Raw genomic sequence first — 21,481 nt, 5'->3', positions numbered from 1 at the left:
CTGCCAGGGGCGTACGCGTCCCGCCACGCGATATCGCCCGGTGACGACGGCCTACAACGCGTGCCCCATGGTCGCGTCCACGTGGTCCGGCACCGGCTCGTGCCGGTCCCCCACGCTGGACGTGCCGGACGGCTCGAACATCAGGATCGACGCTCCACCGGGCGAGGACGGTCGGTGCTCCACACCGCGCGGTACGACGTACACGGCGCCGCGGGGCAGCACCACCTCCCGCTGCGCGCCGCCCGGCCCGTCGCGCAGCGCGATGCGCAGCTCGCCCTCGATGACCAGGAAGAACTCGTCGGTGTCGTCGTGCGCGTGCCAGACGTGCTCGCCGGCCACCTTCGCGACGCGGACGTCGTAGTCGTTGACCCGGGTGACGATGCGGGGGCTCCACAGCTGGTCGAATCCGGCCAGCGCGGCCGCCAGCTCGATCGGCTCGTTCCTCATCGGACCATGATGCCGCGCCCTCACTCGCCGGTGGGGCCGCCGGTCAGCTCGACCACGACGTCCAGGTGCCCGACGTGCCGGGCGTACTCCTGCACCAGGTGGAACAGCACCCGCTCCAACGGCGGGGGCTCCGCGCCGTCCCAGCGCGGGCCCGGAGCGCCGGGCGCATCCAGGTCGGCGGCCTCCACCACCGCCCGGGTGTGCGCGCCCTGCGCCCGCAGCGCCTCGACGAGTCCGTCCCGGGTCTCCTCCGGCGTCACGTGCCACCGCTCGTCGCGCCGGTCGCCCCAGGGCTCCCCGACGTCACGGCCCTCGAAGCCCCACTCGATCCAGCGCAGTTCCACGTACCGCAGGTGCTTGACCAGCTCCAGCGGCGTCCACGCGGAGGGCAGCCGGCTGCGACGCAGTTCCTGCTCCGGCAGGCCCGAGACCTTCTCGATCAGGGTCGACCGGAAGAAGTCCAGGTAGCGCAGGAACACCTCGGTACGGTCGGCGGCCGGCACGGTGGGGGAAGGAAACGGCAACGTCACGACGCCATTGTGCGCCGCCGCAGATCGCCCGGCGCTGCGGCCCGAGCGGACATGCGGCAGAGTGGCAGCCGCGACCGGCGGCGGCCGGTACGCCGAGAGAAGGAGGCGGTGTCCGTGGAGGGTCCCCGCGGGGTGGTCTTCCCCCGTACCGGCGAGAGTCGCAGCACGTCCGCTCTCGGCCGCACGGTCGTCGCCGACGCCCTGCGCGCCGTGGACCCGGTGGGCGCCCGGGCGGCCGAGCACGAGACGGACTGGCGGCACGGCTACCTGGGGCACTTCCGCCGCCTCGTCGAAGCCGGCCTGCTCTCCCGCGAGGCGGCACTCACCATCGCCGGTGACGGGCTCGCGTCCCTGCACGCCCGGATGACCGTGGTGGACGACGAGGGCCGGGAGGGGCCGCTGGCCGACGTGTTCGCCGCACCCGCGCGCCACGAGCCGCTGGCCACCGCCACCGTCGAGGGGGACGGCACCGTCGAGCGGGAGTTCTCCCTGCCGTACCGGGGGGAACGCCTGCGGGGCGGCGCGCTGCGCCGGCGGCTCGACACCTGGGTGACCGACGGTGTGGTGGAGCCCTCCTGCGCGGAGGCGGTCGGCGCGGTCATCGCCAACCCGGACTGGCTCGACCTGCGCGACCAGCGGATCGTGGTGCTCGGTGCGGGTGCCGAGATGGGCCCGCTTCCCTCGGTGCTGCGCTGGGGCGGCGACGTGGTGGCGGTGGACCTGCCCCGCCCGGAGATCTGGCGCCGGCTGCTCCAGACCACCCGCCGTCACGGTGGACGCCTGCACCTACCGGTACCGGCCGGCACCCGCACCGACGACCCGACGTTGACCAGCCACGCGGGCGCCGACCTGCTGCACCGCCTGCCGCAGGTCGCCGAGTGGCTGCGCGGGACCGAGGGACGGCTCGTGCTGGGCAACTACGTCTACGCCGACGGGGCGACCAACGTCCGGGTCGCCACCGCCGTCGACGCCCTCACCGCCCAGCTGCGCCGCGAGCGTGACGACGTCGCGCTCGCGTTCCTCGCCACTCCGACCGACGTGTACGCCGTGCCCGGCGACGCGGTCCGGCACGCCGAGCGCGGCTACGCCCGTCGCGGTGCCGCCCGTCGCGCCCTGCGGGTCGTCTCCGGCGGTCGACTGCTGCACCGCAACTACCCGCCCGGGGTGGACCCGGGCATGAACGACAGCCTGGTGCCGCAGCAGGGCCCCAACTACGCCCTCGCCAAGCGCCTGCAACGATGGCGCGCGGCCGTCGCCCGCGAGCAGGGCGCCGTCGTGTCGTTCACGGTCGCCCCACCGACCCGCACCCGCTCGGTGCTGCGCAACCGGGCGCTCGCCGCCGCGTACGCCGGGGCGCACCGGTTCGGCATCGAGGTGTTCGAGCCGTCGACCAGCAACACGTTGATGGCCGCACTGCTGGTGCACGACCTGCGCACCGGCGGCGGCCCGACCCACGAGCAGCCCTGGCAGGACGAGGCGTACGCGGCGGCGCACGGCGGGCTGTGGCGCGTGCCGTACGCGCCGCGCAGCGCCCTGGGTCTGGCCGTGCTCCTCGGCCTGGGCGGCGCACGGACCTGACCGGTCGGTCCGCCCCGGCCCCGGCAGGCTCTTGCGCACCCCGTGCATCGAGGGTGATCGTTCTTCCAGGAGTCGGCGCCGCCCGTGGCGCTGCGACAGCTGGGAGAGCCTGATGCCGATCAGCAGGAGAGCGATACTCACCGGGATGGTCGGCGGCGCCGGAACCGCCGCCCTCGGCCTGTCCCCGTTCCCACCCGGTCCGGCCTTCGCCAGGCCCGCTCCCCGCACCGCGGGTACCACCCTGGAGCGCACCATCGTCCGCGGCGCACCGGGCACCGGCGGTTACGCCCGGCTGCGGTTCGCCGAGGGCGAGCCGTTGATGGTCCGCGCCGACCTCGGCGGGGTTCCGCGCGCGCGGGCGGGCTCCGCCGGCCGGGTGTTGACCTGCTTCGCGCAGCTGAGCGACCTGCACGTGCTCGACGTGCAGTCACCCGGGCGCTTCGAGTTCTTCGACCGGTACGGCAGCCTGCCCGGCCTGGATGACCTGACCAGCGCGTACCGACCGCAGGAGCTGCTCAGCGCCCAGGTGGGCGACGCCATGGTCCGACAGGTGCGGCGGGTGCGCCGGGGTCCGTTCACCGGAGCTCCGGTGCGGTTCGCGGTCGTCACGGGCGACAACACCGACAACTGTCAGCACAACGAGCTGCGCTGGTACATCGACCTGCTCGACGGTGGCACGGTCCGGCCCGACTCCGGCGACCCGACGCGGTACGAGGGCGTGGCCGACGACGCCGCTCCGGACGCCTACTACTGGCACCCCGAGACGGGCTTCGGCCAGGCCACCTCCGTCCACGGTCTCCCCGTCGTGCCGGGCCTGCTGGACGCCGCCCGCGCCCCGTTCCAGGCGGCCGGGATCGGCGTGCCGTGGTACTCGGTCTACGGCAACCACGACGGACTGGTCCAGGGCAACGTGCCCGCCTCGCCGCTGCTGCAACAGCTGGCCACCGGCCCGTTGAAGCTGACCAGCCTGCCACCGTCGATCCTCGCGGCGCCGATTCCGGCGCAGATCCAGTTCATCCTCGGGCTGCTCGCCCAGGACCCGGCCGCGGTGGCCCTGATGCTCTCCTCCGGCGGGCGCCGTGTCGTGACCCCCGACCCCGCCCGACGGATCGTGGACCGGGCCACCACCGTGACCGAACACTTCGCCACGACCGGCACGCCGGTCGGGCACGGCTTCACCCGGAGGAACATCGCGGACGCCACCGCGTACTACACCTTCGACGCCGGCCGGGTCCGCAACATCGTCCTGGACACGGTGAACAGCGCCGGCGGGCCGAACGGCTCGATCGACCCGGCCCAGTACGCCTGGCTGGAGCAGCACCTGCAGAGGGCGAGCAGCCGCTGGCTGTCACGGTCGGGCGAGGTGGTCTGCCGGCCGGGTCGGGCCGACAGGTACGTGGTGATCTACAGCCACCACACGATCGACAGCATGGACAACGTGCCGGCCGGCAGCGACCGGATCGGTGGGGAGCAGGTCCGCGCCCTGCTGCTGCGGTACCCCAACGTCATCCTCTGGGTCAACGGGCACACCCACCGCAACGAGGTACTGCCCCACGCGCGCCCGGCCGGTGCGGCCGTCGGCGGCGGCTTCTGGGAGGTCAACACCGCCGCCCACATCGACTGGCCCGAGCAGTCGCGGATCATCGAGCTGGTCGACAACCTCGACGGCACGCTCTCCGCGTTCTGCACGGTCGTCGACCACGCCGGACCGGTCGCCACGGGCGGGCTCTCCGGCACCACCGCCCTCGCCGCGCTCTCCCGGGAGCTGTCGGCGAACGACTGGCAGGGCCGGACCGACAGCCGGCGTGGCGAGCTGCCGGACCGCAACGTCGAACTGCTCATCCCGTCGCCGTTGGCGGCGGCGCGGCCCCGCTCCCACGGGAGGGGTCAGGCCTCCGCCCTGGCCGGCGGTGGTGCGGCCCGATGAGCCGGCGAGCCGCCAACCCTCGGCCGACCATCGTCTTGAGGGTTTCATCGCCGTGTGCGACCAATATCGCCGGAAAGTCTCCACCGTCGATTCAACGATACCGTTGAGGGAATGACTGCTGCTGTCACCACTGCCGCCCATGCCGTCGACGCCACCACCGTCATGGGCCTGCTCCCGACCCGACCACGACTGCTCGCCCTCGGTGAGCCCACCCACGGCGAGGACGTACTGCTCGACGTGCGGAACGACCTCTTCCGGCAACTCGTCGACCAGGAGGGCTACCGGACGATCGCCATCGAGAGCGACTGCATGATGGGCCTGGTCGTGGACGACTACGTCACCTCGGGGGCGGGCACCCTCGACGAGGTCATGGCACGCGGATTCAGCCACGGGTGGGGCGCCTCGGCGGCCAACCGTGAGCTGGTGCGCTGGATGCGTGCGTACAACGACGGCCGGCCCGTGTCGGAACGCCTGCGTTTCGCCGGTTTCGACGGCCCGCTGGAGACGACCGAGGCCGCGAGCCCTCGGCAGTCCCTCACCGCACTGCACGACTACCTCGCCGCCCGGGTCGACACCGACCTGCTGCCCTGCACCGCGCAGACACTCGACCGCCTGCTCGGCGCCGACGACCGGTGGACCGATCACGCCGCGATGTGGGAGCCGTCCCGGTCGGTGGGGCGGACGCCCGAGGCCCGGGAGCTGCGGCTGCTGGCCGACGACCTGGTGACCCTGCTCGACACGCAGACGCCACACCTGGTCGCGGCGTCCTCGCCGGAGGACTGGGACCGGGCACGCCTGTACGGCCGTACCGCCGTCGGGCTGCTGCGGTACCACTTCTGGATGGCCGACACGTCGCAGAGCCGTCTCGTGCGGCTCTGCGCACTGCGGGACTCGATGATGGCCGCCAATCTGCTCGCTCTCGTCCAGCGGGGTCCGACGCTGGTGCACGCCCACAACGCCCACCTCCAGCGGAACAGGAGCAGCATGCGGATGGGCGGTCAGCTGCTGGAATGGTGGAGTGCCGGGGCGATAGTCGACGCCCGGCTCGGCGCGGGGTACGCCTTCCTGGCCACGGCTCTCGGCACGATCCGCCACCACGATGTGCAGACCCCACCCCCGGACACCGTCGAAGGACTCCTGTACGCGCTTCCGCGGGACCGGTACGTCGTCGACGTGCGCCGGCTGGCCGCCATCGTCGGTGACGTGACGCCCCGTGTGTCCCCCTGGTTCGGCTACGCCCCGCTGGACCCGGCCCACCTGGCCGACACCGACGGGCTCGTGTTCGTCAAGGACTGCCCGCCGAGCTAGCCGCCCGGCGTCCAGCCCGGCTCGTCGGCGGCGACCTCACGGCCGGCGACCTCGTGTCCCACGCGTGTGTGCGGGGTTGCCGGCCGTGAAGTGCGGTATCGCGACGGAGGCCGGAGCTGCTGGGCTAGCCTCTGACCGAGGGCGACACCCGATGATCGGTGTCGAGTCGCCCGTACGTGTTTTCCGAGGCGGCCGGGCGGCACTCGGAGTCGGGGGCGCGCACCCGCTCCCGAATGGCCATGGCGCGCCGAACCCACCTGTGCGGCAGGGACGAGCCGACGATTACCCCTGTGCGGTGTCCGACCGCGGTCAGGGCCGGCCGTCCTCCGCCGCGCGGTCGTCAGACACACGACATGGCAGTTCATGGCATGTTCGGGGGCGCACATGACGGCTCGGACCCGGGACGAACCCTGGCGGTCCACCGACTTTCGGCTTCTGATCGCGGGTCAGACGGTCACCCAGCTGGGCACCGATGTGACCGCGGTCGTCTTCCCACTGATCGCGATCCTGCTCCTGGACGCCACGCCGTTGCAGCTCGGTGCCCTGGTCGCTGTCCAGAACGCCGCATTCCTGCTGGTCGGCGTACCGGCCGGGGTCTGGTTGGACGGGCGGCGGCTCCGACCGGTGCTGATCGTGACCGACCTGGTCCGGTGCGCCGCGCTGGTGACCGTCACCGTGGCGGCCGCGCTGTCGCAGCTCACCCTGCCGCTGCTGATGGCGATGGCGGCGGTGCTGGGGGTGATGCGGGTGCTCTTCGACATCGGCCATCAGTCCTACCTGCCGACCCTGCTGAACCGGAAGGATCTGTTGCAGGGCAACTCCGCCGTGGAGGTCGTCCGGTCCTCCGGGCAGGTCGCCGGCCCCGGTCTGGGCGGATGGCTCACCCAACTGGTGGGCGCGACGAACACGTTGCTGGTCGACGCGGTGAGCTTCCTGGTCAGCGCCGCCTGCCTGGCCAGGATCAGGGCCAGGGAGCCGACGCGACGGCTCACCCGGCGGTCCGGGACGGTGTCCCAGGCCCGCGAGGGCTTCGCCGTCGTCCTCCGCAATCCGGTCCTGCGCGCGGTCGCCGCCACCAGCGCCGCGTCCAACCTGCTGTTCACGGCCGCCACCGCGTTGATCATCCTGTTCCTGGTCGACACCGTGGGGTTCGGTCCCGGTACTGCCGGGATGCTGATGTCCGCCGCTCCGGTCGCCGCGCTCCTGGGCGCCACCCTGGCCCCCCGCCTGGCACGTCGGGTCGGCTCGGCCCGCATCATCTGGCTCTCACTGGCGGTGACGAGTCCCTTCCACCTTCTGATCCCGCTGACCGGCCCGAACTGGGGCGCCGCGTTCTTCCTCACGGGTGTCGTGGGCGGCGGAGTCGGGCAGGTCATCTACGGCATCTCCCAGGTCACCTACCGGCAGGCCGTCGTACCGGCCCGGTTGCTGTGCCGGGTCAACGCGAGCATGCGATTCCTGGTGATGGGCGCGCTACCGCTCGGCGGTCTGCTCGGTGGTGCTCTGGGTCAGGCGATCGGCATCCGACCGACCCTCCTGCTCATCGGCGTCGGCCTCACCCTGGCACCGATCCCGCTGCTGCTCTCTCCCCTGCGCCACGTGCGCGACCTCGACGAACTGACCGCGCCCCCGCCTGCGGGCGCCCCGGCCGACCGGTCCCGGCGTCGCCGGCCGGGCCGGGCCATGCGGCGGAGAGCCGGCCGGAACCGCCGGGGCCAGCGGCGCCCGGCGAGCACGCGTCGACACCGGCTGCGCCGGCCAGGCACTCACGTCCGGGACATCGGCTCCTGACGCGGGAGGACCGGCTCCACCCCGCCGCTCGGATCAGGGGCCGGTCGCCGGAAGGTCGTGCAGAAGGGCGAGAGGACTACGCGGCGGACGCCACTCCAGGAAGATCGCCGTGGCGTCGTCGTCGAGCTCGCCGTCCTGGTACGCGACGACGGCACGCACCAGGCGACGCATCGTCTCCGGGGTCGGCAACCGGTCGTTGAGCGCGCGGTTGACGAAGTCGACGAGCCGGTCCACCCCGAACCGCTGGCCACCTGTACCACGCGCGTCGGTGATCCCGTCGGTGTACGCCAGGACGCGGTCGCCCGGGTGCAGGTCCTCCTCGTGCACCTGCGGGCGGCGCGCCGACAGGTGACCGAGGCCCAGTGGCAACGCGGTCGGGCCCGGCAGTTCCCGGATCGCCTTGCCGTCACGCAGCAGCAGCGCACCGGGATGGCCGGCATTGATCATGCGGAGCCGGCCGGTCACACGGTCGAGTTCGGCGAGCAGCGCGGTCGCGAAGTAGCCCGGATGTTCCGAGCGCACCCACCTGTCGATGCTGCTCGCCGTCGCGACGAGGTCGAGCCCGCAACGGCGGGCGTTGCGGTAGCTGCTGACCACCAGTGAAGCCAGACTGCTTGCCTTGATGCCGTGCCCGCAGGTGTCGAAGAGCCCGACGCTGAGCACGTCGCCGTTGAGCGCGTAGTCGAAGATGTCTCCGCCGACGTCGTAACAGGGTTCGAGGATGGCGGTGATCATCGTGTCGTCCGTCGCAAAGGTCAGCGGCGGCAGCAGGCCCCACACGATCTCGGCCGCGACCTGCATGGGAAGGCGTCGCCGGAGGCGCTCGACGACGTCGCCGTAGGGTCGGCGGTTCACCAGTACCTGGGCGACGCTGACCGCCAGCTCCCGCGCGGTCCCCTCCAGGGCCTGCTCGCCCGCGGCCGTTGAGACGACCTCCAGCACACCGATCCGCTCGCAGCCGACCAGCAGGGGGACCCAGATCCGGTCCGGGTCGTCGGTCGCGCGTTGCACGTCGAGGCTGGTGAACGCCCGGCCGGCGAGGGTCGTCTCGATCGACAGCTCGTCCCGGACGAGGCCGCTGCCGAGCATCGGCACCAGGCGGGCCTGCGTGTAGTCGGCCAGGTAGATCACGAGTTGCGTCGCGCCGATCGTCGGCGCGGCCTGAGCCACCAGCAACGGCAGTTCCTCCGGCCCGCCCCGGGAGGCGGCGAGCTGCAACCAGCGCACGGCAGGTCCTGCGTCCACCAGCCCCACCTCCCCGCGACTCCCCACCGTAGGAGGCCGACGCCGATACTGCCACCGCGTGACGGTTTCGACACCATCAGCCGCTCGACCGTCGGCCGCGGTGAGCCGAACATCCGGTGACAGCACCGGCTGCAGCCGCCCGGCGCGGTCGACCGACACGACGCGGTCCCCACCCGCCGCCGAGGCGGGTGGGGACCGCGTCGGGCGGTCAGGGGCAGTTGACGACGGGGTCGAAGGCGTCCGAGGTGCAGGTGTCGAAGCCCACGTTCCCGTCGAGGGAGTCGTTGGCCGCCACGCCGTCGACTCCGTCGAGGGTGTCGTTGCCGGTGCCGCCGTCGAGGCTGTCGTTGCCCGTAGCGGCGTTGAGGGTGTCGTTACCGCTCTCACCGCGCAGCGTGTCGTTCCCGGTGTTGCCGAGCAGCGTGTCGTTGCCCGGGCCACCCGAGATGGTGTCGTTGCCGGCGAGGCCGTCGAGGGTGTCGTTGCCCGGCCCGCCGATGATCGTGTCGTTGCCGGGTGTGGCCAGGAACCGACCGTCGGCGGCGGCCACGGCAGGGTCGCCGACGATGCGGTCGTCCTTCGGGCCTCCCTCGATGACGTCTCCGCCGCTACCGCCGCTCAGCGTGCCGACGATGTCCACGTTCGGCGCGACCCGGATGTCGTCGTCCAGGTCTGCGCTCTCCACCGAGATGCGCGCCACCGGCAGCGGACAGCGGACGGCCCGGTCGCCGTCGGCCACGCAGGGCGCTACCGCCAGCACCCGGTCTCCCTGGTCGGACACGACGAGACTCTGCCCCTGCCGCCGGATGCGGATCTCGTTGACGACCCCGGGCCGGGCGTCGACGAGGACGGCGTCGCCCACCTGCCGCACCACGGTGCCCTCCACGGCGGCGACCGTCGGTGCGGTTTCCTGCCCGCGGTTGCGGCCGACGGCGTCGGCCGGGCCACCGGCCGCCACCACGTGGCCGAGGCCGAGGAGAGCCGTTGCCGTCACGACGAGAATCTTGTTCCTGGCATTCATGGCGCGAACTCCCTGTGGATCGGTGTGACGGTTGTCAGGCGGGCTCCCGGCCGGGTCACGGGCACTCGTCGGCGGGATCACCCGGGTCGGCGAAGCAGGTGTCGGTGCCCGTACCGCCGAAGAGCCGGTCGTTGCCGCCGAGCCCGTCGAACCCGTCGAGGACGTCGTCGCCGCCACCGCCCAACAGCGTGTCCCGGCCGACGCCGCCGGTCACCCGGTCCCTGCCGGCTCCACCGTCGAGCAGGTCGTCTCCGCCGTCACCGGCGAGCTGGTCGGCTCCCCCGCCGCCCTCGACCACGTCGTTGCCGTCGCCGCCCTGCAGCGAGTCGGCTCCCTCCTGGCCGCCGACGCTGTCATTGCCCGCGCCGCCGAACGCCGAGTCGCCGCCCGTGCCGCCGTTGACGGTGTCGTTTCCGCCGCCGCCCAGCAGCGTGTCGACGCCCTCCTCCCCGTCGAGGGTGTCGTTGCCGGCGCCGGCGACCAGCCGGTCGTTGCCCGAACCTCCGTGCAGGGACGCGCCGACCGGGGCGGACGTACCGGTGTCGACGGTGACGCGATCGTCGAGGTTCCCGGCGTTGACGACGAGTTCGGTGGTCCCGGCGGCGGGGCAGCGGGCCTCCGCGCCGACCAGGGTGCAGGCCCCGCCGGCGCTGACCCCTTCGACCTGGTCGGTGATCACGTACGTGGCCCCCACCAGCCGGACCGTGATGTCGTTGGCACGGTTGACCCCTGCGGTCACGGTGAGTACGGAGCCCGTGCGGTTGACGAGCGTGCTGCCGTCGGCGAGAGCGGCGGCCGCCGCCGGCGCGGCGGGCACCCCCAGAACGGCCGTGCTGAACGCCACGCCGAACAGCGCGGACCGGCGTTTCGAAAACATCGTGGTTCCCTCCTGGAACATCGAGGACACCCGGTGGAGAACGAAGGTGTCACCGACGATGCTCGGGGCGTGGGACCGTGCGGACAAGGGTCTGGAAACAATTATCCGATGACGCCATTGTTGCCTTCATGAATTTCGAGTCGGTTGATAACCGACGCTATGGGCATGTGCTGCAGTTATAAGCGTTCGCATATTGACGACGCCTTCGTGCCGCAGTGGACTCTGCCCTCTGGTCAGTCGGTCGGACCGAGATAGCGGAGGTCGAGCGCGTCCAGCCCGAACCCGTACCGCGGGGAGGACGTCGGCTTGCCCGTCACCTCGAAGCTGAGCGTGTGGGCGCCGGCGGCCAGGTCCACCACACCGTGGTCGCGGCGCACCGTGTCCACGCCGCCCGCCCCGCTCAGGCCGTGGGCGAAGATACCCAGGTCCCGGTCGTCGAGACGCGTGCGCTGCGTACCGAAATCCCAGGCCCGGGTGTACGTGATGCCCAGGTCGTACCGCCCGGCCCGGGGCGCGTTGAAGGTCAGGGAGAAGGTGTCCCCCACCGAGTCGGCGCGGAACAGGATCTGCGCGTCGGCCGACCAGGCCACGCCACAGCAGTTCTCCTGCCGGTCGGCGGGGGCGGTGGAGCGCAGCGTGGGCAGCAGGCTCTCCGCCTCGACGACCGTCGTCGCGCCCGCCCCGGGGGCGCTCAACGCGTCCAGCTCAGCCACCGTCGTGTAGGCGTTCGGGCCGAGATCGCCGACCAACCGGATGCCGGTGGCCGTCACGGCCCGGTCCAGCTGCAGGTCGGTCTGCTGGTACGGGCGCCCTTCCAGGGGACGCGACCAGACCGAACCGCTCGCCGCGTCGCGCCAGACGCCGTCCGTGCCGCGCAGTTGCACCCTCGCCGACCGCAGCCCCGCCGTGGCGCCGGCGATCACCCGGACCGTGTGGACCCAGACCCACCGGTCGTAGGTGACCGTGAAGGTCTGCCTGCCGCCGGTGCCGCGGGCCGAGACGTATCTGGCCTGGTGCGGCGATGGCTCGACGCCGGAGAAGTCGGCCTCCCGTCCGTCGGCCATGGCCGACGCGTACGACACGCCGCCGCCGTCGGTGCTGCCGGCCGGTTCGAGGTTGGCCCACACCGTGCCGCCGGCCCTGCGGACCTGGTTGTTGGCGCTGCGCCGGTACAGGTCGACCAGCGGGTTGGCCGCCGCCAGGGAGACCAGGTCACCCGGCGCCGGTGCGGGCGCCCGGTCCGGGATGTTCCATGTGCCGCCGGCCACGCCGCCGCGCGCCTCGCGGACGACCTGGTCCACGAGGGGGAGCATCCGCTGCGCCATCAGCGTGAAGGTGTCCTCCGCCGCCGGGTCGCCGGGCAGGAAGTCGGGAACGGCGTCGCGTGTCCGGCGGCTGTGGTAGCGGTCGGAGAGGGCACGGTCGGGGAACTGGGCCCGCAACTCGGCCGTGCCGTAGAGCAGGCCGAGCAGCCCGCCGAGGGTGGCCGTCGGGTTGTCGGAGTCCCATCCGCTGAGGGTGCCGATGCGGACGGTGCGCTTGAAGTCGCCGAGGCCGTAGAGCAGCGCCAGCACTCCGGTGGCGAGGTTGACGCTGGACTCGTACCAGTCGCGGTAGACGAACCCGTTCTCGTCCGCTTTCACCTGGTAGCGCTGGTGGATCCTGTCACGGGTGGACTCCCAGTCGTCGACGTCGGGATTGGCCAGGAAGTCCGTCAGGACGAAGTCGACGACGTCGGCGCTCTTGGAGCCGTTCGGCAGGTACCTGCGGGCCTCGCGGGTCAGCCACACCACCTGCTCGCGCCGTGGTGCGCTGGTGTCCACGGCCGAGGCCAGTGAGTAGAGGAGGACGAAGAACTGCGAGGCGTGCGCCGCGTAGCCGTCGGCGGTCGTGCGGATCGGCAGTTCGGACAGGCGCAGCGCCTGTTCCGGCATCCGGGGCGCCAACGCGCCGAAGAACTCCGTGGTGAGCTGCGCGTCGATGCGCAGCGAATGGGTGTTGGCCACGTTCATCCCGGTCACCGGTGGGAGCGCCTTCTCCCCCATCAGGGTGCGCGCCCGCTGGTTCGACACGTAGATGAAGCGGTTGATGTGCCGCTGCCAGGTGGTGGAGATCTGCTCGGGGGTCAGCCGTACGTCCCGGTAGGTGTTGGCCATGGCGTGCAGGTAGGCGTACTCGATGTCGGTGTCGTCGTCGGCTCCCCACGGGTCCTGGACGACGTAGTCGATCCGCCTGTCGTCGCCCAGTTGCGTCCCCCAGTCGGCGTCGGTGAAGAACGGCGCGGTCGACCGGAGCCCCTCGGTGGTCAGCCCGGTCCAGTTGGCGAGGGCCTCGCCCAGCCACATGGCCCGGAGCTTGTCGGTGTAGGCGGCGCGGTCGACGGGCACCGCGGCGCTCGCGGGCGACGCGGCGACGACGACGGACGACGACGCGAGCAGCGCGGCGGTCGCCGCGATCGCATACCCTCGGCGCAATCGATTCATCGAATTCTCCCCATGGTGGGACGGGCGGGCGCTCTGAAAACGCGCTCCGACGGTGACGGCCTCCACTCGCGACGGGCAGCGCCGACATGAGGCGGGCACGCCCGGATCCGGGATTGCGGAGCACCGGTGACGAATATTGTCGAGAGCAATTTCGGGGTTGCGCAAGAGGTTGCGAATGTCATAAATGCGAGGTGGCGGAAACAGTCATGCCGCCGTCGGACGCGCGGTGGCCGGCTGGACCGGCGCTCAGGCCGCGCTGATGTGCGCCGCGAGGATTCGCCAGCCACGGTCGTCGTCGTGGACCCACGTCCGGGTGTACCGGAGCCTCGCCGCGAAGGGCGAACCGTCGAACACCCCGGTCACCCGACCGAGAAAGAGCGTCACCCCGGTCGCCCCCGCGACGATCAGCTCCAGATCCTCCTCGACGAGGGTGTCGATGATCGAGGTCCGGCTCCGGTGGGCCGACAGGTCGTCCTGCTTGGTGTGTCGGGCGCCGTCGGGGCCGATGGCGACCAGTCGGTCGTCCAGCAGTTCGTCGAGCGCGGTGACGTCCCCGGCCCGCTGCGCGGCCTGCAGGCGCCGCTCCGCGTCCAGCAGTTCGGCCGCACGTTCACTGTCGGGCATCCTGGTCCTCCTGGTCCTTCCGGTCATCCGCCGAGCAGCCAGCCGGCCGCGGTGGCGGTTGGTCCTCATGGTCCTCTGCCGAGCTGACGTGTTCGACCTGTTGGCCGCACGGCCACCGAAGCCGATCCCGTCAACGGCCGACGAGGTGGTCGATGCCGCGAGCGGCCAGGTGATCGGCGTCGGTGGCCCGGTCCCGGGTGACGATCGCCGGTCGGATGCCCTCGTCGACGAGGGCGAAGAAGTGGTCCGCGAACTCCAGGCCGGCCCGGTGTGGATGGTCGAGCACCAGTGCGATGCGACGCCGGAGCGGCCGCGGGGGCGCCGCCCGCCACTCGGCGACGAGTGCCCGCAGGCGCTCGCCGGTCGGCTTCACCTCGTTGTCGACCGTCAGCAGGCCCAGGTCGTACTCGTACTCGTGGAAGCCGGTGAACCGGCGGTCGATGTCGTGACTGCCCCACCAGGTGCAGCCCCAGACGTCGGCGGACGACAGCGTGTTGCGTACGAGGGACTCGGTCCAGTCCGGGATGGAGTCGGCCGGGCGTTCCACCGGCGATGCGCCGAACTCCTGCAGCCACCGTGGCCGGTGCGGCTCGCTCGCGTGGGCGGCGACCAACTCGGTCATGTACTCACCCAGATGCCGCGTGCCGGTCCCGTCGGTTCCGTAGCGCTCCAGCGCGCCGGTCCAGAACGGATAGGTGTGGAAGACACTGGCGGCGCCGCTGGTGGCGGCTCCGGCCGGAGAGAAGGTACGAGCCTCGAACCACGGCTGGTGGTCGTGACCATTGACGTGCAGCCGCCCCGGCGCGAGCTGGTCGCAGTGCGCCAACATCCGGGCGGCCCACCGGTCGCCATCGTGCGGCGCGACGTCGCCGTTGATGACGGACAGTTCGTTGCCCAGGTCGAAGCCCAGGAAGCGGGGGTGCCCGCCGATGGTCGCGGCGAGGGCGTCGAGCAGGCGCAGTTCCGCGGTCACCACACCGTCGTCGGTGATCATGTTGCGGCCCTTGAGCCAGGCCGGTGCGAAGACGAACCCACTGAGCCACCCGTCGAGCACGGTGACCGAGACGTCCAGGCCGACGTCGGGCCGGTCGGCCAGGTCCAGCAGCTCGCCGAGGTGGTCGAGGGCGGCCGGGCTGACCGCCGTGGGATCGGGCTGGAACACCGGCCACAGCAGCTGGATGCGGACGTGGTCCAGGCCGAGGCCGGCGACGGCTCGCAGGTCCTCCAGAATGGAGCCGGTGTCCCAGTCCCGCCAGCAGTGCCACCAGTTCCGGCTGGGCACGTAGTTGGCCCCGAAGCGCGGCCCGGCCGCCGGTCGTTCGGTCACCTGCTACCCCTCGCGAGGTGCGTCAGCTGCGCCACCGCGCTGAGGTCCTGCCAGTTCGCCTCGGTGCCGAACGCCACCTGCTGCCCCTCCCGGGTGTATCCGTCGTCGTCGTCGTTGACGGCCACGTCGATGCCGAGGGTGGTGTCGCGGCCGGGGCGTACCTGGATGGAAGTCCACGGCACGGCCAGTTCCACCGCGTACCCACCGGGGCGCGGCGCCCAGGCGTGCCGCACCCCCGCGGTGTCGCCGCGGGCCTCCGTCAGGCCGGGGTCGTTCCAACGCTTGAAGAAGTGCCGATCCGTCAGCGGGTTGTACGCCTGCGCCCGGTCGTCGTCGCCGTCGAGGTGGATCTCGACGCCGTCATCCTCGTAGGGGTCGTGCGAGTCCCTGCGCAGGGTGCCGTCGGTGACCTCCACACCGACGTACAGGTAGGTGTCGTCCCAGGTGAAGCCCACCCGCGCGGTGTTGTCCGTGGTGCCGAGGACGGTCTCGGAGACCGGGGTCGCCAGCCGCCAGTCGGCCTCGTCGAGCACACCGTCGACGGTGACCGTGCCGGTCGCCTGGACGGAGGGCAGCCGCGGGGTGCTCGGCAGCGCCGGTGTGGCGGTGCGCGTCGCCGACGGTCGGCCGTCGCCGTTGCCGTTGTGGGCGATGACTCGCACCTGGTACGCGGTGCCGTCGGTCAGGCCGGTGAGCCGGTAGCGGGTGAGGTTCCCGACGTCGACGCGAACGGGAAAGCCGCCGTCGGTGACGCGGCCGTACTCCACGGAGTAGCCGGTGGCGTGGGAGGCGCGGCTCCACCGCAGCAGCAGGGCCCGGGTGTCCGTCGCGGCCACGGCCAGGGTCGGGCGTCCGGCCCGGGCCGCCGTCGGTGTCGCCGTGGCGGTGGCCGAGGCGGGCCCGTCGCCGAGGGCGTTGCCGGCGGTCACGCTGAAGTGGTGGGCGGTGTGGTCGGCCAGCCCGGTGACCGTGTGGCCGGTGGCACGGCCGACGATGACGGTGCCGGTGAGCCGCGTCGGCGAGGTGCCGTAGCGGACGGTGTATCGCTCGGCGCCGGGTACGCCCCGCCAGCCGAGCGTGACCCGCCCGTCGGCGCCCACCGCGTCGAGGATGCGCGGGGCGGTCGGCGCGGTGGTCGCCACGGCGCCGAGCGCGTCTCGCAGGGCGTGGAAGGCCGGCTTGGCGCCGTAGGCGCGGTCGAAGGGCAGCCCCGCGTCGTGGTCCGGGCGCTCGCCGGGTATCCAGGAGTGCTCGTCGGTGAATCCCCAGGTGGTCAGCGAGGCGCAGGCGGGCTGCGCCACGCAGAACTCGGCCACCTCGCGGTAGGCGCGGGCCTGGTCGGCCAGCTTCCCCGCGGTGACCGGCACGGGAAGTCCGTAGTCGAACTCGGTGATCGACAGCTGCACGCCCAGCGCGGCCAGACGATTCGCGTTACGCCAGTGGGCGTCGGTGATCCGCCAGCCGTACTTCGCGTGCAGTTGCCAGCCCACCGCGTGCACGGGCACGCCTCGCGCCCGCAGGTCCTTCACGAGGGCGTAAACGGCGTTCGCCTTGAGGCTCATCTCCTCGGAGCCGTAGTCGTTGTACTGCAGGACGGCGTCCGGGTCGGCCTCGTGGGCCCAGCGGAAAGCCAGCTCGACGTACTCCGGGCCGATCAGCCGTTCCCACACCGACTCGCTGGTCGAGCGGCGGTTGCCGTTGTCGCCCGTGGCCTCGTTGACGACGTCCCAGACCTTGATCCGGCCCCGGTACCGGCCGACCACGGTCTTGATGTGTTCCTCGAGCACCGCGCGTGCCTCGGCCTCGCTGCTGATCGCGTTGACCCAGCTCGCCCGCTGGTGGTGCCAGACCAGCGTGTGCCCCTGCACCGTCATGCCCCGGGCCAGGGCCAACTCGACGATCGCGTCGGCCTCCCGGAAGTTCCAGGAGCCGCGGGTCGGCCGGAGGTGGTCCCACTTGAGCGCGTTCGCGGTGGTGGCGTGGTTGTACTGGTCGGTGAGGGTCGTGATGTAGGGGACGTCGGCGGCGAGCACGGGGTCGGCGTCCACCGCGGCGCCGATGCGCAGCCCACGGCTGTCGGCGAGGTCGCGCAGGGTGGGCCCGCCGGGAGGCGCGGCGCTCGGCGGCGCGGCCACGGCGGGGAGCCCGCCCAGGGCCACCAGTGCGGCGGCTCCGACGGCGACGAGGGACAGCCGCCGGCGCGACGAGGCTCGCTGCCGGCAGGGAGGGGTCGGGAGGGTCGGCGTCACGCCGTCACCTGTCCTTTCGGGAGTTCGGTCTCCGCGGAAGAGCGGTGACCGGAGACGGGATCGAAGATCAGCACGTCGGCGTCCGGGGCGTGGGACCAACCGATCTCCACCCCCTGGGACGCCAGCACCGACCCCGGTGCGACCGAGCCGGTGCCGCGCACCCGGTAGGTGCGGGCCGGATCGAGCGTCTTCGGGAAGACGCGCCAGTCCTGACGGATCTGGTTGCCGCCGTCGCGGGGGTGGGCGGCACGCCGACCAGCCGTGTCCCACACCAGGACGCAGACCCGCCCGTCGGGGTCCGGGCCACCGGAGAACTCCCGGGCGTACGGGTGGTCCGACGGTGAGCCGTGCACGGTCAGCTCGCCGAACTGCAGCAGCGGCCGCAGTTCCCGGTACAGGGCGATGAAGCGGGCAGCCTGGCGGCGCTGCTCGGCGTCCCACGACAGCAGGTCCGCCCCGACGCCGAGCACACCGGACATCGCCACCACGAACCCGTAACCGAGTGAGGCCGGCGTCTTGGTGCGCATGCCGGGCAGCCCGGAGACCAGCGAGTTCATGATGTGCGGTGGGAACGCCCGCAGGAAGCCGTGCTGGATCTCCAGCAGGTCCCGTGCCCCCACCTCGTCGGTGGGCCAGACCAGGTCCGACAGGCCGAGCACGGCGGCGTCGACGCGCCCTCCCCCGCCCGAGCACACCTCGACGGTGACGTGCGGGAAGTCCTCCCGGAGCATCCGCAGCAGCTGGTGGAAGGCGGCCGTGTGCTGCAGCGGCCACTCGCCGCCCGCCGGGTCGCCCGGGCGTCCCCCGTCGGTGATCGGGCGGTTCATGTCCCACTTCAGGTAGGTGATCGGGTAGCGCGCCAGCAGGTCACCCACCGTGCCGGCGATCCAGTGGCGCACCTGCGGCAGTCCGAGGTCCAGGACGTACTGGTTGCGGGAGAGCAGCGGCGTACGGTCCGGTGACCGGTAGATCCAGTCGGGGTGCCGACGGAACAGGTCGCTGCCCGGACTGACCATCTCGGGTTCGATCCACAGACCGAAGCGCAGGCCGCGGGCGATCACTCCGTCGGCGAGTTCCTCCAGGCCGTCGGGGAACTTCTCGGTGTCCACGCGCCAGTCACCGAGTCCACCGGTGTCGTCCTTACGGCCGGCGAACCACCCGTCGTCGAGCACGAACACCTCGGCGCCGATCTCGGCGGCCACGTCGGCGAGGGCGAGCTGATGGCGGGCGTTGACGTCGAACTCGGTGGCGAACCAGGAGTTGTAGACCACCGGGTGGTGGTACGCGTCGGTGGACCGGGCGAGGGCCTGCCGTTGGTAGCGGTGCCAGGCCCGCGCCACGCCGTCGACGCCGTCCTGGCTGTGGACGCCGAGGGTCGCCGGGGTGACGAAGGTCCGGCCCGGGTCGAGGACCACGGTGACGGTGTCGTCGTCCACGCCCATCGAGATCCGCGCCCGGTCGCCGTACGGTGCCGCCTCGACGACGGCCCGCCAGGACCCGCTCCAGGCGAGCTGGGTCCCCCAGGCGCCGGGCGGTCCGCCCGCCATCGGCGTGACGGTCACGGCCGGTGCGAACAGGTGGCCGGTCACCCCCTGCCGGCTGCCGATGGTGAGACTGCCCAGCGCCAGGTCGACCTGGTGCTCGCGGAACTCCTGCCCCCAGGCCCCGCCGAGGTAGCGAACCCGCACGCCGCCCGCGCCCGGCACCGTCCATCCGCCGCTGAACACCCGGTGCAGCCGTACGGTGGAGGTGCCCCGGTTGATGATCTCGATCCATCGTTCCACCACGTCGTGGCCGGAACTGACGCGGACGTGCTGCACCAGGCGCAGGGTCCCGGCGTGGTCGTCGAAGGTGACCACCAGTTCGACCCGGTCGTCCTCCCGACGCACCTCGTCGCCGACGTGTGCCCACGCGGCGCCGAACCAGCCGTCGCCCCGGTCGAGACGCATCTCGCACTGGTGGATGTGCCGGGTGCCGTCGGTGGCGTACTCGATCGGCGCGACGTCGGCGACCGTCTCGAACGGGGGCAGCACCCCGGGCGTCCAGGAGCTGACCGGCTCCCGGACCGTGGGCCCCCAGTAGTCCGACACGAGGGCGCTGTCGTCGAGAGCGAGGCTGACGGCGTAGGTGGTGTGCGCGGTCTGGAGCCGCCACTGCCGGCCACGGGGGCACCTCACGACTTGACCGCCCCTTCCATGATGCCGGCGACGATCTGCTTGCCGGCGACGACGAAGACGATGACCAGCGGGAGGGTCGCCAGCAGCGCGCCGGCGAGCAGGCGGGAGTAGACGACGAACTGGCCGGAGGCGAGGTTGGACAGGGCCACCTGCACCGTGGGATACCGGGAACCGCTCAGCGTGATGAGCGGCCACTGGAAGTCGTTCCAGGTGGCGGTGAAGGTGAACAGGCCGAGCACGCCCAGCGCGGGACGCAGCGCGGGGACGACCACACTGGCGAAGATGCGGACGGTGGAGGCCCCGTCGACGCGGGCGCACTCGACCAGTTCGTCGGGGATCGCCGCCACGATGAACTGGCGCATGTAGAACACGCCGAACGCGGTGACGAGACCGGGGAGGATGACCGCCGGCAGGGTGCCGTTGAGTCCGAGGCGGCCCATCAGGATGTACAGCGCCACGACGCCGAGCTGACTGGGCACGGTCATGGTCAGGACGACGAACAGCAGAAGCGGGGTGCGTCCCCGGAAGCGCAGCTTGGCGAACGCGAACCCGGCCAGGGAGCTGAGGACCAGCACCGACGCGGTGACGACCAGCGCCACCACCAGGCTGTTGAGCAGGGAGGCGATGAAGAAGACGTTGTCCGCGGCGAAGACGGCGTGGGCGTTGTCGGCGAAGTTGTCCCGCGGCACCACCGAGGGCGGGATCTGGAAGACCTGCTCCTCGCTGCTCGACCCGACGACGAACATCCAGTAGAGGGGGAAGGCGGACATGAGCAGCACGAGGACGAGCAGCGTGTAGGTGAGCGGTCCGGCCGGGTTGGCCGAGGAGGGGCGACTGGTGGTGGTCATCGGCGTCCTCCGCTGAGGCGGTTGGTCAGTACGCTGTTGACGGCCGCCAGCAGCACGATGACGAGGAAGAGCACCCACGACATCGCGGCTGCCCGGCCCAGGTCGAGTTCCTTCCAGCCGGTGCGGTAGATGAGCATCGCGATGGTCTGGAACTGGCCGTCGGACCCGCCGGTGGCCTCCCGCGGCTGCGTGTCGAACAGCAGCGGCTCGGTGAACAGCTGCATGCCGCCGATGGTGGACAGGATGATGGTGAAGAGGACCGCGGGCCGGATCACCGGCACGGTGATCCGCCACAACTGCTGCCAGGGGCTCGCACCGTCCAGGGCGGCCGCCTCGTAGAGGCTCTTCGGCACGGCCTGCATGGCCGCGAGGTAGATCAGCGCGTTGTAGCCGACGTAGCGCCAGTTGACCATCGTCGCGATCGCCAGCCAGGAGGACCACTTCTCGGCCCGGAAGTCGACAGGCTCCAGGCCGATGCCGGACAGTCCGCTGTTGACCAGACCGAACTGCTGGGCGAACAACGCGCCGAACACGAGCGTCGAGGCGGTGATCGGGGTGACGTAGGGCAGCAGCACCCCCATGCGCAGCCCGGTACGCAGCCGCAGGCGGCGGTTGAGCAGCGCCGCCAGCAGGAGCGCGAGGAACAGCTGCGGCACCGACGAGAGCAGGAAGATCCCGACGGTGTTCACCATGGCGTTCCAGAACCGGTCGTCGGCCAGGATCGTCGTGTAGTTGTCCAGACCGGCCCAGCCGTCGCGGGTCGGGTCGTCCAGGCGCCAGGTCCGTAGGGAGACGACGGCGTTGTAGACCAGTGGGAAGACTCCGAACAGGCCGAAGAGCACGAAGAACGGCGCGATGAGCAGGTACGGCGTGTACCGGATGTCCCACCGGCTGAGCCGGTCCCGCCACCCCGGCCGACGGGGGTGCGTCGGCGGCGGGGCGCGGTGCGTCACGGGCCGTCGTACTGCCGTGATGGGGGTGGCGGGCATGCGGGCTCCTCAATCGGCGCGGGGTCGAGAAGGACAACGGGAGACGCCCGGGATGCGGCG

The 21,481-nt window shown here is 72.0% G+C and carries 16 protein-coding genes; 4 read left to right on the top strand and 12 right to left on the bottom strand.

Going from position 1 to position 21,481, the window contains the following annotated elements; genetic code table 11:
- Positions 1 to 51: 51 nt before the first annotated feature.
- Entirely contained in the window at positions 52 to 447 is a 396-nt protein-coding gene (locus ACTMSW_RS20260; RefSeq protein WP_441182200.1) for a cupin domain-containing protein, read from the bottom strand.
- Between the two features lie 20 nt (positions 448 to 467).
- Complete coding sequence (locus tag ACTMSW_RS20255) at positions 468 to 977, bottom strand: DinB family protein (protein ID WP_441182199.1); 510 nt, start codon at positions 975 to 977, stop codon at positions 468 to 470.
- A 114-nt stretch (positions 978 to 1,091) separates the two neighbouring features.
- Between ACTMSW_RS20255 and ACTMSW_RS20250 the strand changes: the two genes are divergently transcribed.
- From ACTMSW_RS20250 to ACTMSW_RS20235, 4 genes are all read left to right on the top strand, one after another.
- On the top strand, positions 1,092 to 2,555 hold the full coding sequence (locus ACTMSW_RS20250; RefSeq protein ID WP_441182198.1) for a hypothetical protein: 1,464 nt from the start codon (positions 1,092 to 1,094) through the stop codon (positions 2,553 to 2,555).
- Positions 2,556 to 2,667: 112 nt separating this feature from the next.
- The gene (locus ACTMSW_RS20245; protein ID WP_441182197.1) at positions 2,668 to 4,482 is read left to right on the top strand and encodes a TIGR03767 family metallophosphoesterase; all 1,815 of its coding nucleotides are present in this window, start codon (positions 2,668 to 2,670) and stop codon (positions 4,480 to 4,482) included.
- 111 nt (positions 4,483 to 4,593) lie between these two features.
- Positions 4,594 to 5,790 carry an erythromycin esterase family protein gene (locus tag ACTMSW_RS20240; RefSeq protein ID WP_441182196.1) on the top strand — a complete coding sequence of 399 codons (1,197 nt, stop codon included), beginning with the start codon at positions 4,594 to 4,596 and terminating at the stop codon, positions 5,788 to 5,790.
- A gap of 384 nt (positions 5,791 to 6,174) precedes the next feature.
- Positions 6,175 to 7,581 carry an MFS transporter gene (locus ACTMSW_RS20235; protein ID WP_441182195.1) on the top strand — a complete coding sequence of 469 codons (1,407 nt, stop codon included), beginning with the start codon at positions 6,175 to 6,177 and terminating at the stop codon, positions 7,579 to 7,581.
- Positions 7,582 to 7,614: 33 nt separating this feature from the next.
- Here ACTMSW_RS20235 and ACTMSW_RS20230 read toward each other — a convergent pair whose 3' ends face one another.
- The 10 genes from ACTMSW_RS20230 to ACTMSW_RS20185 form a co-directional block, all read right to left on the bottom strand.
- The gene (locus ACTMSW_RS20230; RefSeq protein ID WP_441182194.1) at positions 7,615 to 8,826 is read right to left on the bottom strand and encodes a PP2C family protein-serine/threonine phosphatase; all 1,212 of its coding nucleotides are present in this window, start codon (positions 8,824 to 8,826) and stop codon (positions 7,615 to 7,617) included.
- A 208-nt stretch (positions 8,827 to 9,034) separates the two neighbouring features.
- Entirely contained in the window at positions 9,035 to 9,847 is an 813-nt protein-coding gene (locus tag ACTMSW_RS20225; protein ID WP_441182193.1) for a calcium-binding protein, read from the bottom strand.
- 55 nt (positions 9,848 to 9,902) lie between these two features.
- Entirely contained in the window at positions 9,903 to 10,724 is an 822-nt protein-coding gene (locus ACTMSW_RS20220; protein WP_441182192.1) for a calcium-binding protein, read from the bottom strand.
- A gap of 233 nt (positions 10,725 to 10,957) precedes the next feature.
- Positions 10,958 to 13,207, bottom strand: coding sequence for an ADP-ribosylglycohydrolase family protein (locus tag ACTMSW_RS20215; RefSeq protein WP_441182191.1), 2,250 nt, complete (start codon positions 13,205 to 13,207; stop codon positions 10,958 to 10,960).
- A gap of 246 nt (positions 13,208 to 13,453) precedes the next feature.
- Positions 13,454 to 13,831, bottom strand: a complete 378-nt coding sequence (locus tag ACTMSW_RS20210) for a nuclear transport factor 2 family protein (protein ID WP_441182190.1) — start codon at positions 13,829 to 13,831, stop codon at positions 13,454 to 13,456.
- Between the two features lie 130 nt (positions 13,832 to 13,961).
- Positions 13,962 to 15,158: a glycoside hydrolase 5 family protein gene (locus ACTMSW_RS20205; protein WP_441182189.1), complete on the bottom strand. Its 1,197-nt coding sequence runs from the start codon at positions 15,156 to 15,158 to the stop codon at positions 13,962 to 13,964.
- A complete protein-coding gene (locus ACTMSW_RS20200) occupies positions 15,155 to 17,407 on the bottom strand; it encodes an endo-1,4-beta-xylanase (protein WP_441182188.1) in 2,253 nt (750 codons plus the stop codon). Before ACTMSW_RS20200 ends, ACTMSW_RS20205 begins: the two co-directional genes overlap by 4 nt.
- Positions 17,404 to 19,584, bottom strand: coding sequence for an alpha-galactosidase (locus ACTMSW_RS20195; RefSeq protein WP_441182187.1), 2,181 nt, complete (start codon positions 19,582 to 19,584; stop codon positions 17,404 to 17,406). The genes ACTMSW_RS20200 and ACTMSW_RS20195 overlap by 4 nt, the downstream gene beginning before the upstream one ends.
- Positions 19,581 to 20,432: a carbohydrate ABC transporter permease gene (locus tag ACTMSW_RS20190; RefSeq protein WP_441182186.1), complete on the bottom strand. Its 852-nt coding sequence runs from the start codon at positions 20,430 to 20,432 to the stop codon at positions 19,581 to 19,583. Before ACTMSW_RS20190 ends, ACTMSW_RS20195 begins: the two co-directional genes overlap by 4 nt.
- Positions 20,429 to 21,421, bottom strand: a complete 993-nt coding sequence (locus tag ACTMSW_RS20185; protein WP_441182185.1) for a carbohydrate ABC transporter permease — start codon at positions 21,419 to 21,421, stop codon at positions 20,429 to 20,431. The genes ACTMSW_RS20190 and ACTMSW_RS20185 overlap by 4 nt, the downstream gene beginning before the upstream one ends.
- Between the last annotated feature and the right edge of the window lie 60 nt (positions 21,422 to 21,481).

This window comes from Micromonospora sp. BQ11, from assembly GCF_052068135.1.
GTDB lineage: Bacteria > Actinomycetota > Actinomycetes > Mycobacteriales > Micromonosporaceae > Micromonospora.
The sequence above is the reverse complement of the archived record's forward strand: the minus strand, read 5'-3'. Positions and strand labels throughout refer to the sequence as shown.